The sequence below is a fragment of the Pedococcus sp. P2_E2 genome, from assembly GCF_056403955.1.
Map to the genome: position 1 here is coordinate 287,961 of NZ_JBFUEM010000001.1, position 15,599 is coordinate 303,559.

The 15,599-nt window shown below is 70.1% G+C and carries 15 protein-coding genes; 10 read left to right on the forward strand and 5 right to left on the reverse strand.

The genetic code is table 11. The features are described 5' to 3' along the window. Window positions 1–114 precede the first annotated feature (114 nt). Window positions 115–939 (forward strand): DUF3152 domain-containing protein, encoded by an 825-nt coding sequence (locus AC1DWR_RS01360; protein ID WP_477623377.1) that lies wholly within the window; start codon window positions 115–117, stop codon window positions 937–939. A 113-nt stretch (window positions 940–1,052) separates the two neighbouring features. Here the strand turns inward: AC1DWR_RS01360 and AC1DWR_RS01365 are convergent, their stop codons facing one another. The 3 genes from AC1DWR_RS01365 to AC1DWR_RS01375 all read right to left on the reverse strand — a co-directional run bounded on the left by AC1DWR_RS01365 (window position 1,053) and on the right by AC1DWR_RS01375 (window position 4,271). Next, on the reverse strand, window positions 1,053–1,649 hold the full coding sequence (locus tag AC1DWR_RS01365; RefSeq protein WP_477623378.1) for a peptidoglycan DD-metalloendopeptidase family protein: 597 nt from the start codon (window positions 1,647–1,649) through the stop codon (window positions 1,053–1,055). Window positions 1,650–1,783: 134 nt separating this feature from the next. Continuing rightward, a complete protein-coding gene (locus AC1DWR_RS01370) occupies window positions 1,784–2,941 on the reverse strand; it encodes a pyridoxal phosphate-dependent aminotransferase (RefSeq protein ID WP_477623379.1) in 1,158 nt (385 codons plus the stop codon). 40 nt (window positions 2,942–2,981) lie between these two features. Next, window positions 2,982–4,271, reverse strand: a complete 1,290-nt coding sequence (locus AC1DWR_RS01375; RefSeq protein ID WP_477623380.1) for an MFS transporter — start codon at window positions 4,269–4,271, stop codon at window positions 2,982–2,984. A 334-nt stretch (window positions 4,272–4,605) separates the two neighbouring features. Here AC1DWR_RS01375 and rpsB point away from each other — a divergent pair, with 334 nt between their 5' ends. Then, the gene (rpsB, locus tag AC1DWR_RS01380) at window positions 4,606–5,637 is read left to right on the forward strand and encodes a 30S ribosomal protein S2 (RefSeq protein ID WP_477623381.1); all 1,032 of its coding nucleotides are present in this window, start codon (window positions 4,606–4,608) and stop codon (window positions 5,635–5,637) included. Window positions 5,638–5,704: 67 nt separating this feature from the next. Continuing rightward, window positions 5,705–6,535, forward strand: coding sequence for a translation elongation factor Ts (gene tsf, locus AC1DWR_RS01385; protein WP_477623382.1), 831 nt, complete (start codon window positions 5,705–5,707; stop codon window positions 6,533–6,535). 101 nt (window positions 6,536–6,636) lie between these two features. Here tsf and AC1DWR_RS01390 read toward each other — a convergent pair whose 3' ends face one another. Beyond that, window positions 6,637–7,116, reverse strand: coding sequence for an iron chaperone (locus AC1DWR_RS01390; RefSeq protein ID WP_477623383.1), 480 nt, complete (start codon window positions 7,114–7,116; stop codon window positions 6,637–6,639). A 102-nt stretch (window positions 7,117–7,218) separates the two neighbouring features. On the opposite strand from AC1DWR_RS01390, the gene AC1DWR_RS01395 reads away from it, so the two are divergent. Continuing rightward, window positions 7,219–7,404 (forward strand): hypothetical protein, encoded by a 186-nt coding sequence (locus AC1DWR_RS01395; protein WP_477615452.1) that lies wholly within the window; start codon window positions 7,219–7,221, stop codon window positions 7,402–7,404. Window positions 7,405–7,480: 76 nt separating this feature from the next. Here AC1DWR_RS01395 and AC1DWR_RS01400 read toward each other — a convergent pair whose 3' ends face one another. Next, window positions 7,481–9,442: a M13 family metallopeptidase gene (locus tag AC1DWR_RS01400; RefSeq protein WP_477623384.1), complete on the reverse strand. Its 1,962-nt coding sequence runs from the start codon at window positions 9,440–9,442 to the stop codon at window positions 7,481–7,483. A gap of 193 nt (window positions 9,443–9,635) precedes the next feature. Between AC1DWR_RS01400 and pyrH the strand changes: the two genes are divergently transcribed. From pyrH to purU, 6 genes are all read left to right on the forward strand, one after another. Next, window positions 9,636–10,403 carry a UMP kinase gene (gene pyrH / locus AC1DWR_RS01405; protein WP_477615450.1) on the forward strand — a complete coding sequence of 256 codons (768 nt, stop codon included), beginning with the start codon at window positions 9,636–9,638 and terminating at the stop codon, window positions 10,401–10,403. 87 nt (window positions 10,404–10,490) lie between these two features. Further along, window positions 10,491–11,048 carry a ribosome recycling factor gene (gene frr / locus AC1DWR_RS01410; RefSeq protein WP_477615449.1) on the forward strand — a complete coding sequence of 186 codons (558 nt, stop codon included), beginning with the start codon at window positions 10,491–10,493 and terminating at the stop codon, window positions 11,046–11,048. 32 nt (window positions 11,049–11,080) lie between these two features. Beyond that, window positions 11,081–12,043, forward strand: coding sequence for a phosphatidate cytidylyltransferase (locus tag AC1DWR_RS01415; RefSeq protein ID WP_477623385.1), 963 nt, complete (start codon window positions 11,081–11,083; stop codon window positions 12,041–12,043). A gap of 40 nt (window positions 12,044–12,083) precedes the next feature. Then, a complete protein-coding gene (gene rlmN / locus AC1DWR_RS01420) occupies window positions 12,084–13,346 on the forward strand; it encodes a 23S rRNA (adenine(2503)-C(2))-methyltransferase RlmN (protein WP_477623386.1) in 1,263 nt (420 codons plus the stop codon). 116 nt (window positions 13,347–13,462) lie between these two features. Continuing rightward, on the forward strand, window positions 13,463–14,665 hold the full coding sequence (locus AC1DWR_RS01425; protein WP_477623807.1) for a monooxygenase: 1,203 nt from the start codon (window positions 13,463–13,465) through the stop codon (window positions 14,663–14,665). A 28-nt stretch (window positions 14,666–14,693) separates the two neighbouring features. Next, window positions 14,694–15,578 carry a formyltetrahydrofolate deformylase gene (gene purU / locus AC1DWR_RS01430; protein WP_477623387.1) on the forward strand — a complete coding sequence of 295 codons (885 nt, stop codon included), beginning with the start codon at window positions 14,694–14,696 and terminating at the stop codon, window positions 15,576–15,578. The last annotated feature ends 21 nt before the right edge of the window (window positions 15,579–15,599 follow it).

Here is a 15,599-nt window from a genome sequence, read left to right on the forward strand (position 1 = left end):
CGCGACCTGGGCGCGCCGTGGTCTGCGAGCCGGTCGGAAGGGGGAAGATGGATGCCACAGTCGTCGCTCGGACCCCACGGGGTCCGCGTCTCTCGAGAGGAGCAGTGCCAGCGCGTGAGTGAGGACTCGCGGATGACCCGCACGCCGCCTCGGCACCGCCGCCGCCCCAGCCGGCAGGTGCGGCTCCGCCGCACCATCGCAGTCACGGTCATCCTCCTTCTCGTGGCCGTGGTGACCGTGCGACTCACCATCAGGGGCGACACGGCTCCGGTCGGTGCAGCTGCCTCACGGGTCACCACTCCAGCGAAACCGTCCGCGACGGCCACCCGGACGACCAACAACGAGGACGGCTCGGCGGCGACCGAGACGACCGCGGCGGGTGCCACCGAGGTCCCGCAGGAGGGCACCGGCAAGCTCACGGTCGTCTCGGTGCCCCGGGCTCCGGTGGCGACCTCCGGGCGGACCGTCAGGTACACGGTGGAGATCGAGGGTGGGCTCGGTGTCGACCCGGTGCAAGTGGGGACGACGATCCAGTCCGTGCTGCTCGACCCCAAGGGGTGGCAGAAGGTCGACGGTGTCCGCTTCGTCAACGTCACCCCGCAGCAGGAGGCCAAGGGCGCCCACGTGGACGTTCGGGTCACGCTGGCCAGCCCTGGCCTGACCGACAGGTTGTGTGCCCCGATGCGGACCCTGTCCCAGGTGTCGTGCTGGAACGGCGAGCGGTCGGTGCTCAACTTCCGCCGGTGGGCCCTGGGCGACGACAGCTACGGCGCCGACGTGGCGCTCTACCGCGTGTACCAGGTCAACCACGAGGTCGGTCACGGCCTCGGTCACCAGCACCGGACCTGCCCCGGCAAGGGCAAGCGCGCCCCCGTGATGGTCCAGCAGACCCTCGACCTCGGTGGGTGCAGACCCTGGCCCTACCCCTCGGGCGCCTGACCCGCCAACCACGGGCTTCGGCACACGTGGTCCGGAGGGAGTCGGTCCGCGGGCACTGGGGCCAGAGGCACTGGGGTCAGGGGCAATCGATCCGGAGCCGGCAGCGGCAACACCTATGGGGCCAGCGGCAGCAGGCGCACTCGCCGGCCGCCCTCCAGGAAGGTCAGGGGGTCGAGGTAGACGTCGCCCCGGATCGCCCCCAGGTGCAGGCACACGGCGGCGCCGCAGTGCGACCCGTGCTCGTCCAGCCGCCCCAGGACAGCTCCCCGCGCCACGGCCGAACCCGCGACCACCGCCGACTCCACCGGCTCGTAGGTCGAACGGATCCCTGTGGCGTGCAGGACGCTGACGGTGCCACGACCCGCGATGCTGCCCACGTGGGTCACCGTGCCCGCCTCGACGGCATGGACCTCCTGCTGCGCCGCCCCGGTGAGATCCGCGCCGCGGTGCCCGGCGCCGTACGTCGTGGCCGGTCGCACGAAGGGCCGGACCAGGGCGGGCTGCGGCTGCAGCGGCCAGGCCCAGCGGCCGCGCAGGGCGGGGGACGGGGCGCGGCTCGAGTCGCGCGGGACCGCTGCGGCCAGCTGGTTCCACGATGGCGCACTGGTCGACGCGGAGGAGGACGGGAGGCCAGGGTGCTCCCGCCCGGTCGGAACCGCCGACAGGGTGGTGCCGGCGAGGACCAACGCAGCGACGGGCAGAAGCGACACGGCTGCTGGATGCATCGGCTCAGGATCGCGGTCCGCTCCTGCGGGCGCCCGGCAGGGGACGGCGACCTGTGGACGGCGCGGTCCTTCACGTGGGCGGTGTGGATGTCGGGCAGCGATACCGCCCGGCTGTCGACCTACAGCCGGCTCAGCCGTTCCACCGCCTCGTGGAGCACCTCGTCCCGTTTGCAGAACGCGAACCGCACCAGGGTCCGGGCGGCCGCGACGTCGTCGTGGAACACCGACACCGGCACGCCCACGACGCCTGCCCGTGCGGGCAGCTCCCGGCAGAACGCGAGGGCGTCTGTTGCGCCCAGGGGAGCTGCGTCGGCGACGACGAAGTAGGTCCCGCCGGGCACCGACACCTCCAGCCCCGCCGACCGGAGCCCTGCAACGAGCAGGTCTCGTTTGGCTTCCAGCGAGCGCGCCAGCCCGGCATACACCTCGTCGTCCAGGGCGAGGGCCAGGGCGACGGCGGGCTGGAAGGGGCCAGACCCCACGAACGTGAGGAACTGCTTGACCGCGCGCACGGCGGCCACCGCAGCTGCGGGCCCCGACACCCAGCCGACCTTCCACCCGGTGGCGGAGAAGGTCTTGCCGGCGGACGAGATCGTCAGGGTCCGCTCCCACATCTCGGGCAGGGTCGCGACAGGCAGGTGCACGGCATCGCCGAAGACCAGGTGCTCGTAGACCTCGTCGGTCACCACCCACGCGTCGAACTCCCTTGCGAGAGAACAGATCAGCTCGAGCTCGGCTCGGCTGAAGACCTTGCCCGTGGGGTTGTGGGGCGTGTTGAGCAGCACCAGCCGGGTGCGTGACGAGAAGGCGGCCCGCAGCGACTCCTCGTCCACCGCGAAGTCCGGGAAGCGCAGCACCGAGGTGCGACGCACCGCGCCCGCCAAGGCGATCGACGCGGCATACGAGTCGTAGTAGGGCTCGAAGGTGACGACCTCGTCGCCCGGCTCGCAGAAGGCGAGGATGGTCGCGGCGATGGCTTCGGTGGCGCCGACGGTGACGAGCACCTCGGACTTCGGGTCGACGCCGAGGCCGTAGAAGCGCGCCTGGTGGGCCGCGACGGCATCGAGCAACTCGGGGACACCGGGGCCAGGCGGGTACTGGTTGCGCCCGCCGTCGATGGCCGCCTTGGCCGCGTCGAGCATTGCCCGGGGCCCGTCGGTGTCGGGGAAGCCCTGGCCGAGGTTGACGGCGCCGTGCTCGGTGGCCAGAGCCGTCATCTCAGCGAAGATCGTGGTGCCGAACGGGGCCAGTGCGGGTTTGCCGGGTGGACGGGCCATGCGCCTGAGGGTATGCCGCGTGACGACCGTGGAGCGGAACCTATCCCTCGGCGCGTGGCGGGCGGGCCCGCGCTTCGTCCTCGTCGGCGTGCGCCTCGTCGGCGTGCGCGATGTGTCCGAGCTGACGCCACACGAGCACCAGGGTCACGCCGGAGCCGATGAAGGCGAACCAGAACGGGGCCGCGGCGCCGAAGTGGCGAGCGAGGAGGCCCCCGAGGAACTGGCCCACGAGCAGCCCGACGATCAGCCCCACCCAGTAGACGCTCCCGACCCGGCCCTGGAACTCGTTCGGCGTGCCTCGCTGGCGGACGGCCGAGGAGAGGGAGCCCCACACGAACGCGTACCCGCCGAACACGACCATGATCCCCATGGCGACCCAGGGCACCGTGGTCAGCGCGAGGGCGAGGTGGGTGAGCACCTCGAGCACCAGACAGATCTTCATGAGGCGGGCCAGCGGCACGCGTCGTTCGAGCCGGTCGTAGAGCAGCACCGAGGTCACGCCGCCCACCGCCGAGGCCGTCGTGAGGAGGCCGAACCCCACCGCGCCGACACCCAGCCGCTCCTGCGCCCAGTAGACGAGGACGCCCCAAGGGGCGCCCCAGGTGATGTTGAAGATGAAGATGACGAGGGTGAGGGTGCGGATCGGCGCGTTGCCGGCGATCCAGCGCAGCCCGTCCAGGATGTCGTGGCCGATGTGTTGCTCCGGACGCTCGCGGGTGTCCTCGCGTGGCAGGCGCACCTTCGCGAACAGCGCGGCCGACAGCAGCAGGGCGCTGCCCTGCACCCCGAACGGGACGGCGGACCCCAGGGCGAACAGGCTCGCGCCGACCGCCGGACCGATGAACTGGTTGGCCACGAGAAACCCGGACATCTGCCGGGCGTTGCCGACGCCGAGGTCGGCCTTGGGCACGATCATCGGTAGGACGGCCCGCCAGCCGGTGTCGGCGAAGAGCTCCGCCACACCCACCGCGAACAGGGTCACGAGGAGCAGGGCGATCGAGACCGTGCCCGTGGCGATGGTCACGACCAGGATCGCCAGCACGACCACCCGCACGAGGTTGCCCGTGAGCACGAGCCAGCGGCGATCGACGCGGTCGGCGACGGCGCCGGCATACAGGCCGAGCAGCAGCGTGGGCAGGTTCTGGACCATCGCCGCCGCGGCGATGAGGGCGGGGTCGCGCGTCAGCGAGGCGACGAGCAGGGGACCGGCGGCCAGCGCGATCCCGTCGCCGAGCTGGCCTGTCCAGGAGGACGCCAGGTTCCAGCGGAACGGCACGCCCATGCGTGCCGGTGCGACCCATTCGCCGAGTCGGGACAGGAGGGTGGTCACAAGAGGGCGAGCCTACCGGCGTCCGTGCGAGAGGTCGTCCGGGTTTTCGGGGGGCTCGGGGGGCCGGGGAGGGGCACGGGAGGGGCACGTCAGAGGCGCTGGCGATTTCTCGATCACGCCCGTGAGCACGTACGATGGTCGGCGGTCCACGTGTGTTCACACACGCAGACCTACTTCGCGCGTCTTCCGCCCGTTGACTCGGCTCGCCGACGAAACGGGGGCGCACCACAGCAGTCCGGTGAGTATGCCGGTGGGGTGCGTTGCAGGCGCCAGGCAGGTAGTCGCACCCATGCGGCCTACCGACGCAACTGACAACGACACAAGGAGACACGGCATGGCCGTCGTTACCATGCGCCAGCTCCTCGAGAGCGGCGTCCACTTCGGGCACCAGACCCGTCGCTGGAACCCCAAGATGAAGCGCTTCATCATGACCGAGCGCAACGGCATCTACATCATCGACCTGCAGCAGTCGTTGACCTACATCAACAACGCCTTCGAGTTCGTCAAGGAGACGGTCGCCCACGGCGGTTCCATCCTCTTCGTCGGCACGAAGAAGCAGGCCCAGGAGCCCATCGCCGAGCAGGCGACCCGGGTCGGGATGCCCTACGTCAACCACCGTTGGCTCGGTGGCATGCTCACCAACTTCAACACGATCTCCAAGCGCCTCACGCGCCTCAAGGAGCTCGAGGAGCTCGACTACGACAACGTCGCAGGGTCGGGCTACACCAAGAAGGAACTCCTGATCTTCAAGCGGGAGAAGGACAAGCTCGAGAAGACCCTCGGCGGCATCCGCAACATGGCCAAGGTCCCCTCGGCCGTGTGGATCGTGGACACCAAGAAGGAGCACCTCGCCGTCTTCGAGGCGCGCAAGCTCGGCCTGCCGGTCATTGCCATCCTCGACACCAACTGCGACCCCGACGAGGTCGACTACAAGATCCCCGGCAACGACGACGCCATTCGCTCCGTCACCCTGCTGACCCGCGTCATCGCCGACGCCGTGGCCGAGGGCCTCATCGCCCGCAGCTCCGGCAAGTCCGGTGAGCAGGCCGAGGGTGTCGTCGCCGGTGACGAGCCGATGGCCGAGTGGGAGCGCGAGCTGCTCGGTGGCGACGCCGCCGAGACCGCCGAGGCTGCCGCCCCGGAGGCCGGCGCTACCGCTGCCGCCGACGCGACCGAGGCTGCCCCTGTCGAGGCTGCTGCCCCCGTCGAGGCTGCTGCTCCCGTCGAGGCGCCCGTCGCCGAGGCCACCGAGGCGCCCGCCACCGAGGAGACCGCCGCCCCTGAGGCTGCGGCCGCCACCGAGGAGACCGCCGCCCCCGAGGCGCCGGCCGCCGAGGAGACCGCTGCTGCCGAGGCCAAGGCCTGAGCCCACCCCTTCCGCAGCCCTGCCTGACGGCATGGGCACCTTGTTAGAAATGAGCTGAGAAACATCTATGGCGAACTACACCGCCGCTGACATCAAGGCCCTGCGCGGGTCCACGGGCGCTGGCATGCTCGACGTCAAGAAGGCGCTCGACGAGGCCGACGGCGACCGTGACAAGGCCACCGAGATCCTTCGTGTGAAGGGCCTCAAGGGCGTCACCAAGCGTGAGGGGCGCACCACGTCCAACGGACTGGTCGCTGCCCAGTCCGGTGACGGCGTGGGCACTCTCGTCGAGGTCCTGTGCGAGACCGACTTCGTGGCCAAGAGCGAGAAGTTCATCGCCCTGGCTGCCCAGGTCCTCGCCCAGAGCGTCGCCTCCGGCGCCGCTGACGCGGACGCGCTGCTCAAGAGCTCGCTCGAGGACGGTTCCACCGTCCAGGAGCTGCTCGACAACGCCAACGCAACCATCGGCGAGAAGATCGAGGTCAAGCGCGTCTCCCGCGTCGAGGCCCCGGTCGTCGTGTCCTACCTGCACAAGACCAGCCCCGACCTGCCCGCCCAGATCGGTGTGCTCGTCGGCGCCGAGGGTGGCGACGAGCAGATCGCTCGCGACGTGGCCATGCACATCGCGGCGTTCAGCCCGACCGTGCTGACTCGTGACGAGGTCGACCCGGCCACCGTCGAGCAGGAGCGTCGCGTCGCCGAGGCCACGGCCAAGGAGGAGGGCAAGCCCGAGGCTGCCCTGCCCAAGATCGTCGAGGGTCGCGTCAACGGCTTCTTCAAGGAGAACGTCCTGCTCGAGCAGCCGTTCGCCAAGGACGCCAAGAAGACCGTCGAGAAGGTCCTCGCCGAGGCCGGCACGAAGGTCACCTCCTTCGTCCGCTACCGCGTCGGCGGCTGACCTCGCTCAGTCACGATCCAGCACCACACGACGAGGCCCCCCACCGGATGGTGGGGGGCCTCGTCGCGTCGTTGGGGTATGCCGGGTAGCCGGCCGCGCCGTCAGCCCGCCGCCTTCTTGACCAGGGCGGCGATCTGCTTCTCGAGGGCCGGCGTCAGCCGCGTGAGGGCGTAGCCGATGGGCCACATGTCGCCGTCGTCCAGCTTGGCGCTGTCGTTGAACTCGAACGTGGCGTAGCGCGCCTTGAACTTGCTGGCGGGCTTGAAGAACGCCACCGCCTTGCCGTCTCGTTTGTACGCGGGCATGCCGTACCAGGTCGAGGGCTCGAGGTCCGGAGCGGCCTTGGTGATGATCTCGTGCAGGCGCTCGGCCAGCTCGCGGTCCTCCGGGGGCATCTCGGCGATCTTGTCGAGCAGGTCCTGCTCGCCGACGGCGCCCTTGGCTTCCTTGGCGCGTTCCTTCATCGCGGCGCGTTCGTCGGCGGTGAACCCGCTCTTGCTGCCGGCGGTCTTCGGCGCGGCCTTCGTGGTGGTCTTCTTCGCGGTGGCCGTCTTGTCGGTGGCCTTCGTCGTGGTCGCCATGGTGTCTCCCCGAGGTCGTGGTGGGCTGTCGAGACCATTCTCCGAGAGGGGGCCGCTGCAGCGCTTCTCGAAAACTGACCACTTCTGCCGCATACTCACGCCATGGGGAGACGAACGAAGCACACGCCGCGTCGTCAGGTGGAGCACGAGCTGCCGGACTTCACCCACCTGCCCGAACGGGTGGCCCCCGAGGACCTGACGACCACGCACGACGTCGACCCCGGGCCGGACCCACGCGGTGGACGCGACACGGACACCGAGTTCATGCTGCGGAACGCGGGGATCTGACGCGGGGATCTGACGCGGGGGTCTGACCCGGGAACCTGACCCGGGAACGCGGACCGATGACCGCTCGACGGGTCGGTCAGAAGATGTGGACGCGCTCCTCCGGAGCCAGCCACATGCCGTCGCCCTCGGTCACCCCGAACGCCTCGTGGAACTCGTCGCAGTTGCGGACGGCGTTCGCCCGCACCTCAGTGGGAGAGTGCGGGTCGATCGCGAGCAGCCGCTTGGCCTCCTCGGTGCGCGCCTTGCCGGACCAGACCTGCGCCCACCCGAGGAAGAACCGCTGCGGCCCGGTGTAGCCGTCGAGCTCGGGTGCGTCCTGGCCCTGCGTCGCGATGCGGTAGGCGGAGTAGCCGATGGCCAGCCCGCCGAGGTCGCCGATGTTCTCGCCCACCGTGAGGGCGCCGTTGACCTTCTCGTCGGGGGCAGCCAGCGGGGAGAGCGTGCTGAACTGGGCGATGAGGGCCTGGGTGCGCTCGTCGAAGCGGGACCGGTCCTCCTCGGTCCACCAGTCGCGCAGGGCCCCGGTGGCGTCGTACCGCGACCCCTGGTCGTCGAAGCCGTGCCCGATCTCGTGACCGATGACGGCACCGATCCCGCCGTAGTTGACGGCGTCGTCGGCGTCCATGTCGAAGAACGGCGGCTGAAGGATGCCGGCCGGGAAGACGATCTCGTTCATCAGCGGGTGGTAGTAGGCGTTGACGGTCTGCGGCAGCATCAGCCACTCGTCGCGGTCGATCGGGCCCCCGAGCTTGTCCAGCTGGCGCTGGAGCTCGAACTCATTGGCTCGGCGCACGTTGCCCACGAGGTCGTCGTCGATCGTCAGCGAGGAGTAGTCGCGCCAGCGGTCGGGGTAGCCGACCTTGGGCGTGAATGAAGCGAGCTTGGCCAGGGCCTGCTCCCGGGTCTGGGGGCCCATCCAGTCGAGCCCCTCGAAGGACTGCCTGAACGCCTCGACGAGGTTGCCGACGAGCTCGAGCATCCGCTTCTTGGCCTCGGGGGGGAAGAACTCCGCGGCATACAGCTGGCCGACCGCCTCGCCGATTGCCCCCTCGACGAGGGAGACGCCGCGCTTCCAGCGCTCGCGGTTCTCCGGGAGGCCCGAGATGACCCGTCCGGTGAAGTCGAACTCGGCGTCGACCAGCTCCTTGCCCAGCAGCGGCGCCGCCGAGGCGACGACGTGGAAGGCCAACCAGTACTTGAAGTCGTCGAGGGCGACCTCGTCGAGCGCGACGGACACGCCCTCGAGGTAGGACGGCTGACCCACGACGACGTGCTCGAACGCCTCGCGTGCCTCGAGCCCACCGACGAAGTCACCCCACAGGACGTTGGGGGCCAGGCCCTCGAGAGCCGCGAAGGCGTAGGGGTTGTAGCTCTTCACCGCGTCGCGGGTGGCGACGTTGTCCCAGTGGTGGCCGGCCAGCCGCGTCTCCAGGGCCACCACGCGGGCGGCCGGCGAGCCGTCCTCCGTCGAGCCGTCGCCGATGCCGGCGAATCCGAGCATCCGGGCCACGTGCGGCAGGTATGCCGTGAGGATGGCCGCGTGCCGCTCCTCGCGGTAGTAGGACTCGTCGGGCAGGCCCAGTCCGCCCTGACCGAGGTAGAGGACGTATTCCTCCGGGTTCTTGGCGTCGGGGGCGACGCCGAAGTCGAACAGGCCCGGTCCACCCTGGCGCTGCAGGCGACCGAGGGCCCGGAACAGGTCGTCGGTCCCGCTGATCGCCGCGATGTCGGCAAGGTCCTTCTCGATCGGGGTCAGCCCCAGCGTCTCGGCCCGGGCCTCGTCCATGAACGAGCGGTAGAGGTCGCCGACCTTGCGGGTGGGCGAGCCGGGAGCGGCGCTGTGGTCCGCCGCGGCCCGCTCGATGATCTTGCGCACCCGCTCGTCGGACTGCTCGCGCAGCATGTCGAAGGTCCCGTAGCGGCCCCGGTCGCCGGGGATCTCGGTCGTGCGGACCCAGGTGCCGTTCGCGTGGCCGAACAGGTCGTCCTGCGGGCGAACCGTCTCGTCGCGATGCCCCGGAAGGATGCCTGACCTCATGCGCTTGTCTCCTTTGGTGCATCGATGGACAGTGGTGTGGCCCGTGGCCCGTGGTCCGTGGTCCGTGGAGTGCGGACCGCGTGATGGTGACACCCTGCCACGCAGGGCTGACGGTGGTGCAACCGACACCATGCCGCTCCCGGGAGTGTGGAAGGATTCGGTGACCGCCCGCACATCTTCAGGAGGATCCCTCGTGACTGCTGTCCCCGAGCAGACCGCCCCAGCCGGATCGTCCGCCCCTGGTTCGTCGGCACCGCATCGCCGGGTCCTGCTCAAGCTGTCCGGTGAGGTCTTCGGTGGTGGTCGCGTCGGACTGGCACCCGAGGTCGTGCGGGGCATCGCCCAGCAGATCGCCCAGTCGGTCAACGAGGGCATCCAGGTGGCCGTCGTGATCGGTGGTGGCAACTTCTTCCGGGGCTCAGAGCTCCAGCAGCAGGGGATGGACCGGACGCGTGCCGACTACATGGGCATGCTCGGCACCGTGATGAACTGCCTCGCCCTGCAGGACTTCCTCGAGAAGGAAGGCATCGAGACCCGCGTCCAGACCGCGATCGCGATGGGCCAGGTCGCCGAGCCATACATCCCTCGTCGCGCCATCCGCCACCTCGAGAAGGGCCGCGTGGTCATCTTCGGCGCGGGCGCGGGTATGCCGTTCTTCTCCACCGACACGGTGTCCGCCCAGCGGGCCCTGGAGATCAAGTGCGACGCGGTCCTGATGAGCAAGAACGGCGTGGACGGCGTCTACGACTCCGACCCGCGCACCAACCCGGAGGCCCGCAAGCTCGACGAGATCAGCTACCAGGAAGCCCTCCAACAGGGCCTGCGCGTGGTCGACGCGGCGGCGTTCAGCCTGTGCATGGAGAACAAGCTGCCGATGGTCGTGTTCGGCATGGAAGGCGAGGGCAACGTGGTGCGGGCGTTGCGCGGTGAGAAGATCGGCACGCTGGTCACGCCGGGCTGAGTCGGCACCTCACTGACCCACCCACCAGACTGACCACACCACGACTGGCGTGGCCCCGACAGGGGAGCGCCCGAGAAGGAGCAGGACATGATTGAAGAGACTCTCCTCGAGGCCGAAGAGAAGATGGAAAAGGCCGTCGAGGTCGCCAAGGAGGACTTCGCGGGAATCCGCACGGGCCGGGCGACCCCGGGCATGTTCAACAAGCTCACCGTCGACTACTACGGCGCTCCGACCCCGCTGCAGCAGCTGGCGTCGTTCCAGACGCCGGAGGCACGCACCATCCTGATCACGCCGTTCGACAAGTCGGCGATGCACGAGATCGAGAAGACGCTGCGCGACTCCGACCTGGGCGTGAACCCCAGCAACGACGGCAACGTCATTCGCTGCGTGCTGCCCATGCTCACTGAGGAACGTCGCAAGGACTACGTCAAGCTCGCTCGGCACAAGGGCGAGGACGCCAAGGTGTCGATCCGCAACGTCCGCCGCAAGGCCAAGGACGAGCTGGACAAGCTGGTCAAGGACGGCGACGTGGGCGAGGACGACGGCAGCCGCGCCGAGAAGGAGCTGGACGCGAGCACCAAGAAGTACGTCGAGCTCATCGACGAGCTGCTGAAGGGCAAGGAGACCGAGCTGCGCGAGGTCTGAGCGCTCGTCCTCAACCTCAGCCAGCGCTGGTCATGAACATGTCCCAGTCCCGTCGCGACCGTCGCGCGGCCTCCGACGCCGCGGGCTCTGGCGTGCCCGGAGGGTCGACCTCGCCGGACACCTCCCGCGACGGTGCGGCTCCCGACGAGTCCGTCCCCGCGTCGGCCCGGGGCGGTCGGCCGTCGAGGGCGGGGCGCAACCTGCCCGCGGCGATCGGGGTCGGCCTGGGCCTGGGTGCACTCATCATCGGCTCGCTGGCTCTGCGCAAGGAGCTGATGCTCGGGATCATCGTGGTGGCCATCGTCGTCGGCGTGTGGGAGCTGCGTCGGGCGCTGGCCCAGGTGTCGATCAACGTGCCCCTGGTCCCCAGCGTCGTCGGCAGCGTCAGCATGCTCGTCTCGGCCTACGTCGGCGGCGGGGAGGCCCTGGTCGTGACCGTCGGCCTGACCTGTGTCGGCATCCTGTTGTGGCGCATCGCCGACGGCGTGCTCGACGCGGTGCGCGACATCGCCGGGGGATTCTTCGTCGCGGTCTACCCCTCCTTCCTCGCGGGCTTCGCCGCCCTCATGCTGGCCACTCCGCACGACGGCGCCCGCCGGGTCTTCATCTTCCTCCTCGTCGCGGTGCTCAGCGACGTCGGCGGCTACGCCGCCGGTGTCCTGTTCGGCAAGCACCCCATGGCGCCGTCGGTCAGCCCCAAGAAGTCCTGGGAGGGCTTCGCCGGCTCGATGGTCGCGTGCGTCGTCGGCGGTGCGATCGCGGTCGTGCTGACCCTCGACGGGCCGTGGTGGGGTGGCGCGCTGCTGGGAGCGAGTGCAGCGGTGGCTGCCACCGTGGGTGACCTCACCGAGTCCACGATCAAGCGTGACCTCGGCATCAAGGACATGGGCACCCTGTTGCCCGGGCACGGCGGGATCATGGACCGGCTCGACTCCGTGCTGCTCGTCGCGCCGCTGGCCTGGGCCCTGCTCGCCTGGGTCGTCCCACCCGCCTGACACCACGGCATACCCGCGCACCTGCGAGACTGGGGGCACCATGACCACGGACCTCCCCGAGCCCACCAGCGAGCGCCCCCAACCTGGCCAGCTGACCTTCACCGCCCCTCGTCGGGGCAAGCCACCACGGCATCTGGCCGACCTGTCTCCGGCTGAGCGCAAGGAGGCCGTCGAGGCGCTGGGGCACAAGGGCTTCCGGGCCAAGCAGCTGTCGACGCACTACTTCGAACGGCTGGTCGCCTCGCCCGAGGAGATGACCGACCTGCCCAAGGCGATCCGCGACGAGCTCGTGGCCGACCTGTTGCCGACCTTGCTCACCCCCCTCGTGCAGCGCACGGCCGACGACGGCATGACGATCAAGAACGCCTGGAAGCTGCACGACGGTGCCATCGTCGAGTCGGTGCTGATGCGCTATCCCAAGCGCGTCACCATCTGCATCTCGAGCCAGGCCGGCTGCGGCATGAACTGTCCCTTCTGCGCGACCGGACAGGCCGGGCTCACCCGGAACATGAGTGCGGCCGAGATCGTCGAGCAGGTCGTGGCCGGTGCGCGGCTGCTGCGCAGTGGCGAGCTCGCGCAGGGCGCGGGCGGCGCCGGAGCGCGCAGCCAGCGCACTGTCGGGAATGCCGAACACCAGGCCGAGCTGGGCGACGAGGACGGCACCGAGGACGGCGACGAGCGTCCCGCCGAGGCGACCGGCCCGACCCGCATCTCGAACGTCGTGTTCATGGGCATGGGCGAGGCGCTGGCCAACTACAAGGCCGCGATCGGCGCGATCCGGCGGCTGACCGACCCCGCGCCGGACGGCCTCGGGATGTCGGCGCGGGGCATCACCATGTCGACGGTCGGCCTCGTCCCGGCGATCGACAAGCTCGCCGCGGAGGGGATCCCGGTCACGCTGGCCCTCTCGCTGCACGCGCCTGATGACGAGCTGCGCAACGAGCTCGTGCCGATCAACACCCGGTGGAGCGTTGACGAGGCCCTCGACGCTGCCCACCGCTACTACGAGGTGACGGGGCGCCGGGTGAGCATCGAGTACGCGCTCATCAAGGACATCAACGACCACGCGTGGCGGGCCGACCTCCTCGGAAAGAAGCTCAACGCCCGTGGCCGGGGCTGGGTGCACGTCAACCCGATCCCCCTCAACCCCACGCCGGGCTCGAAGTGGACGGCCTCCCGACCCGGGGTCGAGCAGCAGTTCGTCGAACGGCTGCGCGCCCACGGCATCCCGACGACGATCCGCGACACCCGGGGCCAGGACATCGACGGCGCCTGCGGCCAGCTCGCGGCCTCCACGGCCTAGCGATCACCAGACCAGCCCCGCGTGTGACGCTGTGGTGCTCGCCACACCCGCTGAGAGCCTCCGGTCACAGCGATCGAGCACCGGGCGGCGGCTGGTCTGCCTATGCTCGTGCGGTGATGCTGCGTGCGCCGATCCTGACGGCTGGGGCTTTCTTCCTGCTCCTCACTGGTTGCGCCGCCGGCGACCCCGAGCCTGGGGCCGCCCCGGCGTCGCGCGCGACCCAGTCGACGCCTGCGGCTCCCGTGGCGACCTCGACACCGTCGGCCGGTCACGAGCACTCGGGCAGCACTGCACCGCCTGAGGCTGCACTGCGCACGGGGGAGCGCTTCGTCACCCTCCGGATGCCCGCGGCATACACCCCCAAGGCGCCGGCCGCCCCGGGAACGGACGACTACCGCTGCTTCCTGCTCGACCCCCAGCTGACGGCCAAGTCGGTCGTGACCGGGATCAACGTGCTGCCGGGCAACCCCGATGTCGTGCACCATGTGATCCTGTTCCGGGTGCCGCCCGACAAGGTGGCCGCTGCGGAGGCGATGGATCGAAGTCAGACCGGCCAGGGCTGGACCTGCTTCGGTGGGACCGGCGTGGAGAGCCAGGGTGCCGGCCTCAACGGGGCGCCGTGGCTGGGTGCGTGGGCGCCCGGTGGTGGCGAGCGGGTCCTCGCCAAGGACCTCGGTATGCCGGTCGAAGCCGGCTCGCGCATCATCATGCAGGTCCACTACAACCTGCTCGCGGGACGGTCGCCCGACCTGAGCGCCGCCAAGCTGCGCGTGGCCGCCGACGACGGCTCGCGCCAGACCCTGCAGACGGTGCTGCTCCCCGCGCCGGTCGAGGTGCCGTGCCGGCCCGGGAAGAAGGGTCCGCTGTGCGACCGGGCAGCGGCGATGGCCGACGTGCAGCGTCGCTTCGGGGGCGCGAGCCGCGCGGGGGACGCGCTGCACCTGCTGTGCCCCGGCAACAAGGCCGGCCCGACGCAGACCTGCACCCGGACGGTGACCCAGGGGTCGACGATCCGGGCGGTCGCCGGGCACATGCACCTGCTCGGCACCAAGATCTCGATCACCGTCAACAAGGGGAAGGCCAACGAGCGCACCGTCCTCGACATCCCGATCTGGGACTTCGACGACCAGGGGAGCCGCCCGGTCAACCCGGCCGTCAGGATCAAGATCGGGGACACCCTCACGGTGTCGTGCACCCACGACCAGAGCCTGCGCGACAAGCTGCCGTCGTTCCAGGGCCAGCCGGAGCGCTACATCGTCTGGGGCGAGGGCACCACCGACGAGATGTGCCTCGGCATCGTGATGGTCACCCGCCCGTAGTCCTCCCGTCCGCCCCTAGGCTGGCCGCGTGAGCTCCACTCCTGCCGCACCTGCCGAGACGGGCCGAGAGTTCGTCCTGACCGTCTCGTGCGCAGATAGGCGCGGGATCGTGCACGCCGTCTCCGGGGTGATGCTGGACCTGTCGATGACCATCCTCGACAGCCAGCAGTTCGCCGACCTGAGGGCGGGGGAGTTCCACCTGCGGATGCACCTCTTGCGCGAGGGTTCTGCCCTGCCCGTGGAGGCGTTGGACGCCGCGATGGCAAGCGTCGCAACGGAGTTCGCGATGACGTATGCCGCGCACGACCTGTCTCGGCGACGCCGGGTGCTGGTCATGGTGAGCCAGCAGGGTCACTGCCTCAACGACCTGCTGTTCCGGGTCGAGAGCGGGTCGCTGCCGATCGAGGTGCCGGCCATCGTCTCCAACCACGAGGACTTCCGCGCGCTGGCGCAGTGGCACGGCATCCCCTACCACTACATTGCCGTCACTCGCGACACCAAGCCGGCGGCCGAGGCCGAGCTCCGGCGCCTCGTGGAGCACTACTCGGCCGACACGGTCGCCCTGGCGCGCTACATGCAGATCCTGTCGGGCGAGCTGTGCACCGACTTCCAGGGTCGCATCATCAACATCCACCACTCGCTGCTGCCGAGCTTCAAGGGGGCCAAGCCCTACACCCAGGCCCACGACCGCGGGGTCAAGGTCATCGGTGCGACGGCGCACTACGTCACCGCGGACCTCGACGAGGGCCCGATCATCGAGCAGGACTTCCGGCGCGTCGACCACCGGATGAGCCCGGCCGAGCTGGCGTCGGTGGGACAGGAGCTGGAAGCCATGGCGTTCGCGCGGGCGCTGCGCTGGCACGCCGAGCACCGCGTGGTGCTGCGTGGCCGTCGCACCATCGTCTTCGACTGAGCGCCCCGCCCTCCGAGCTCA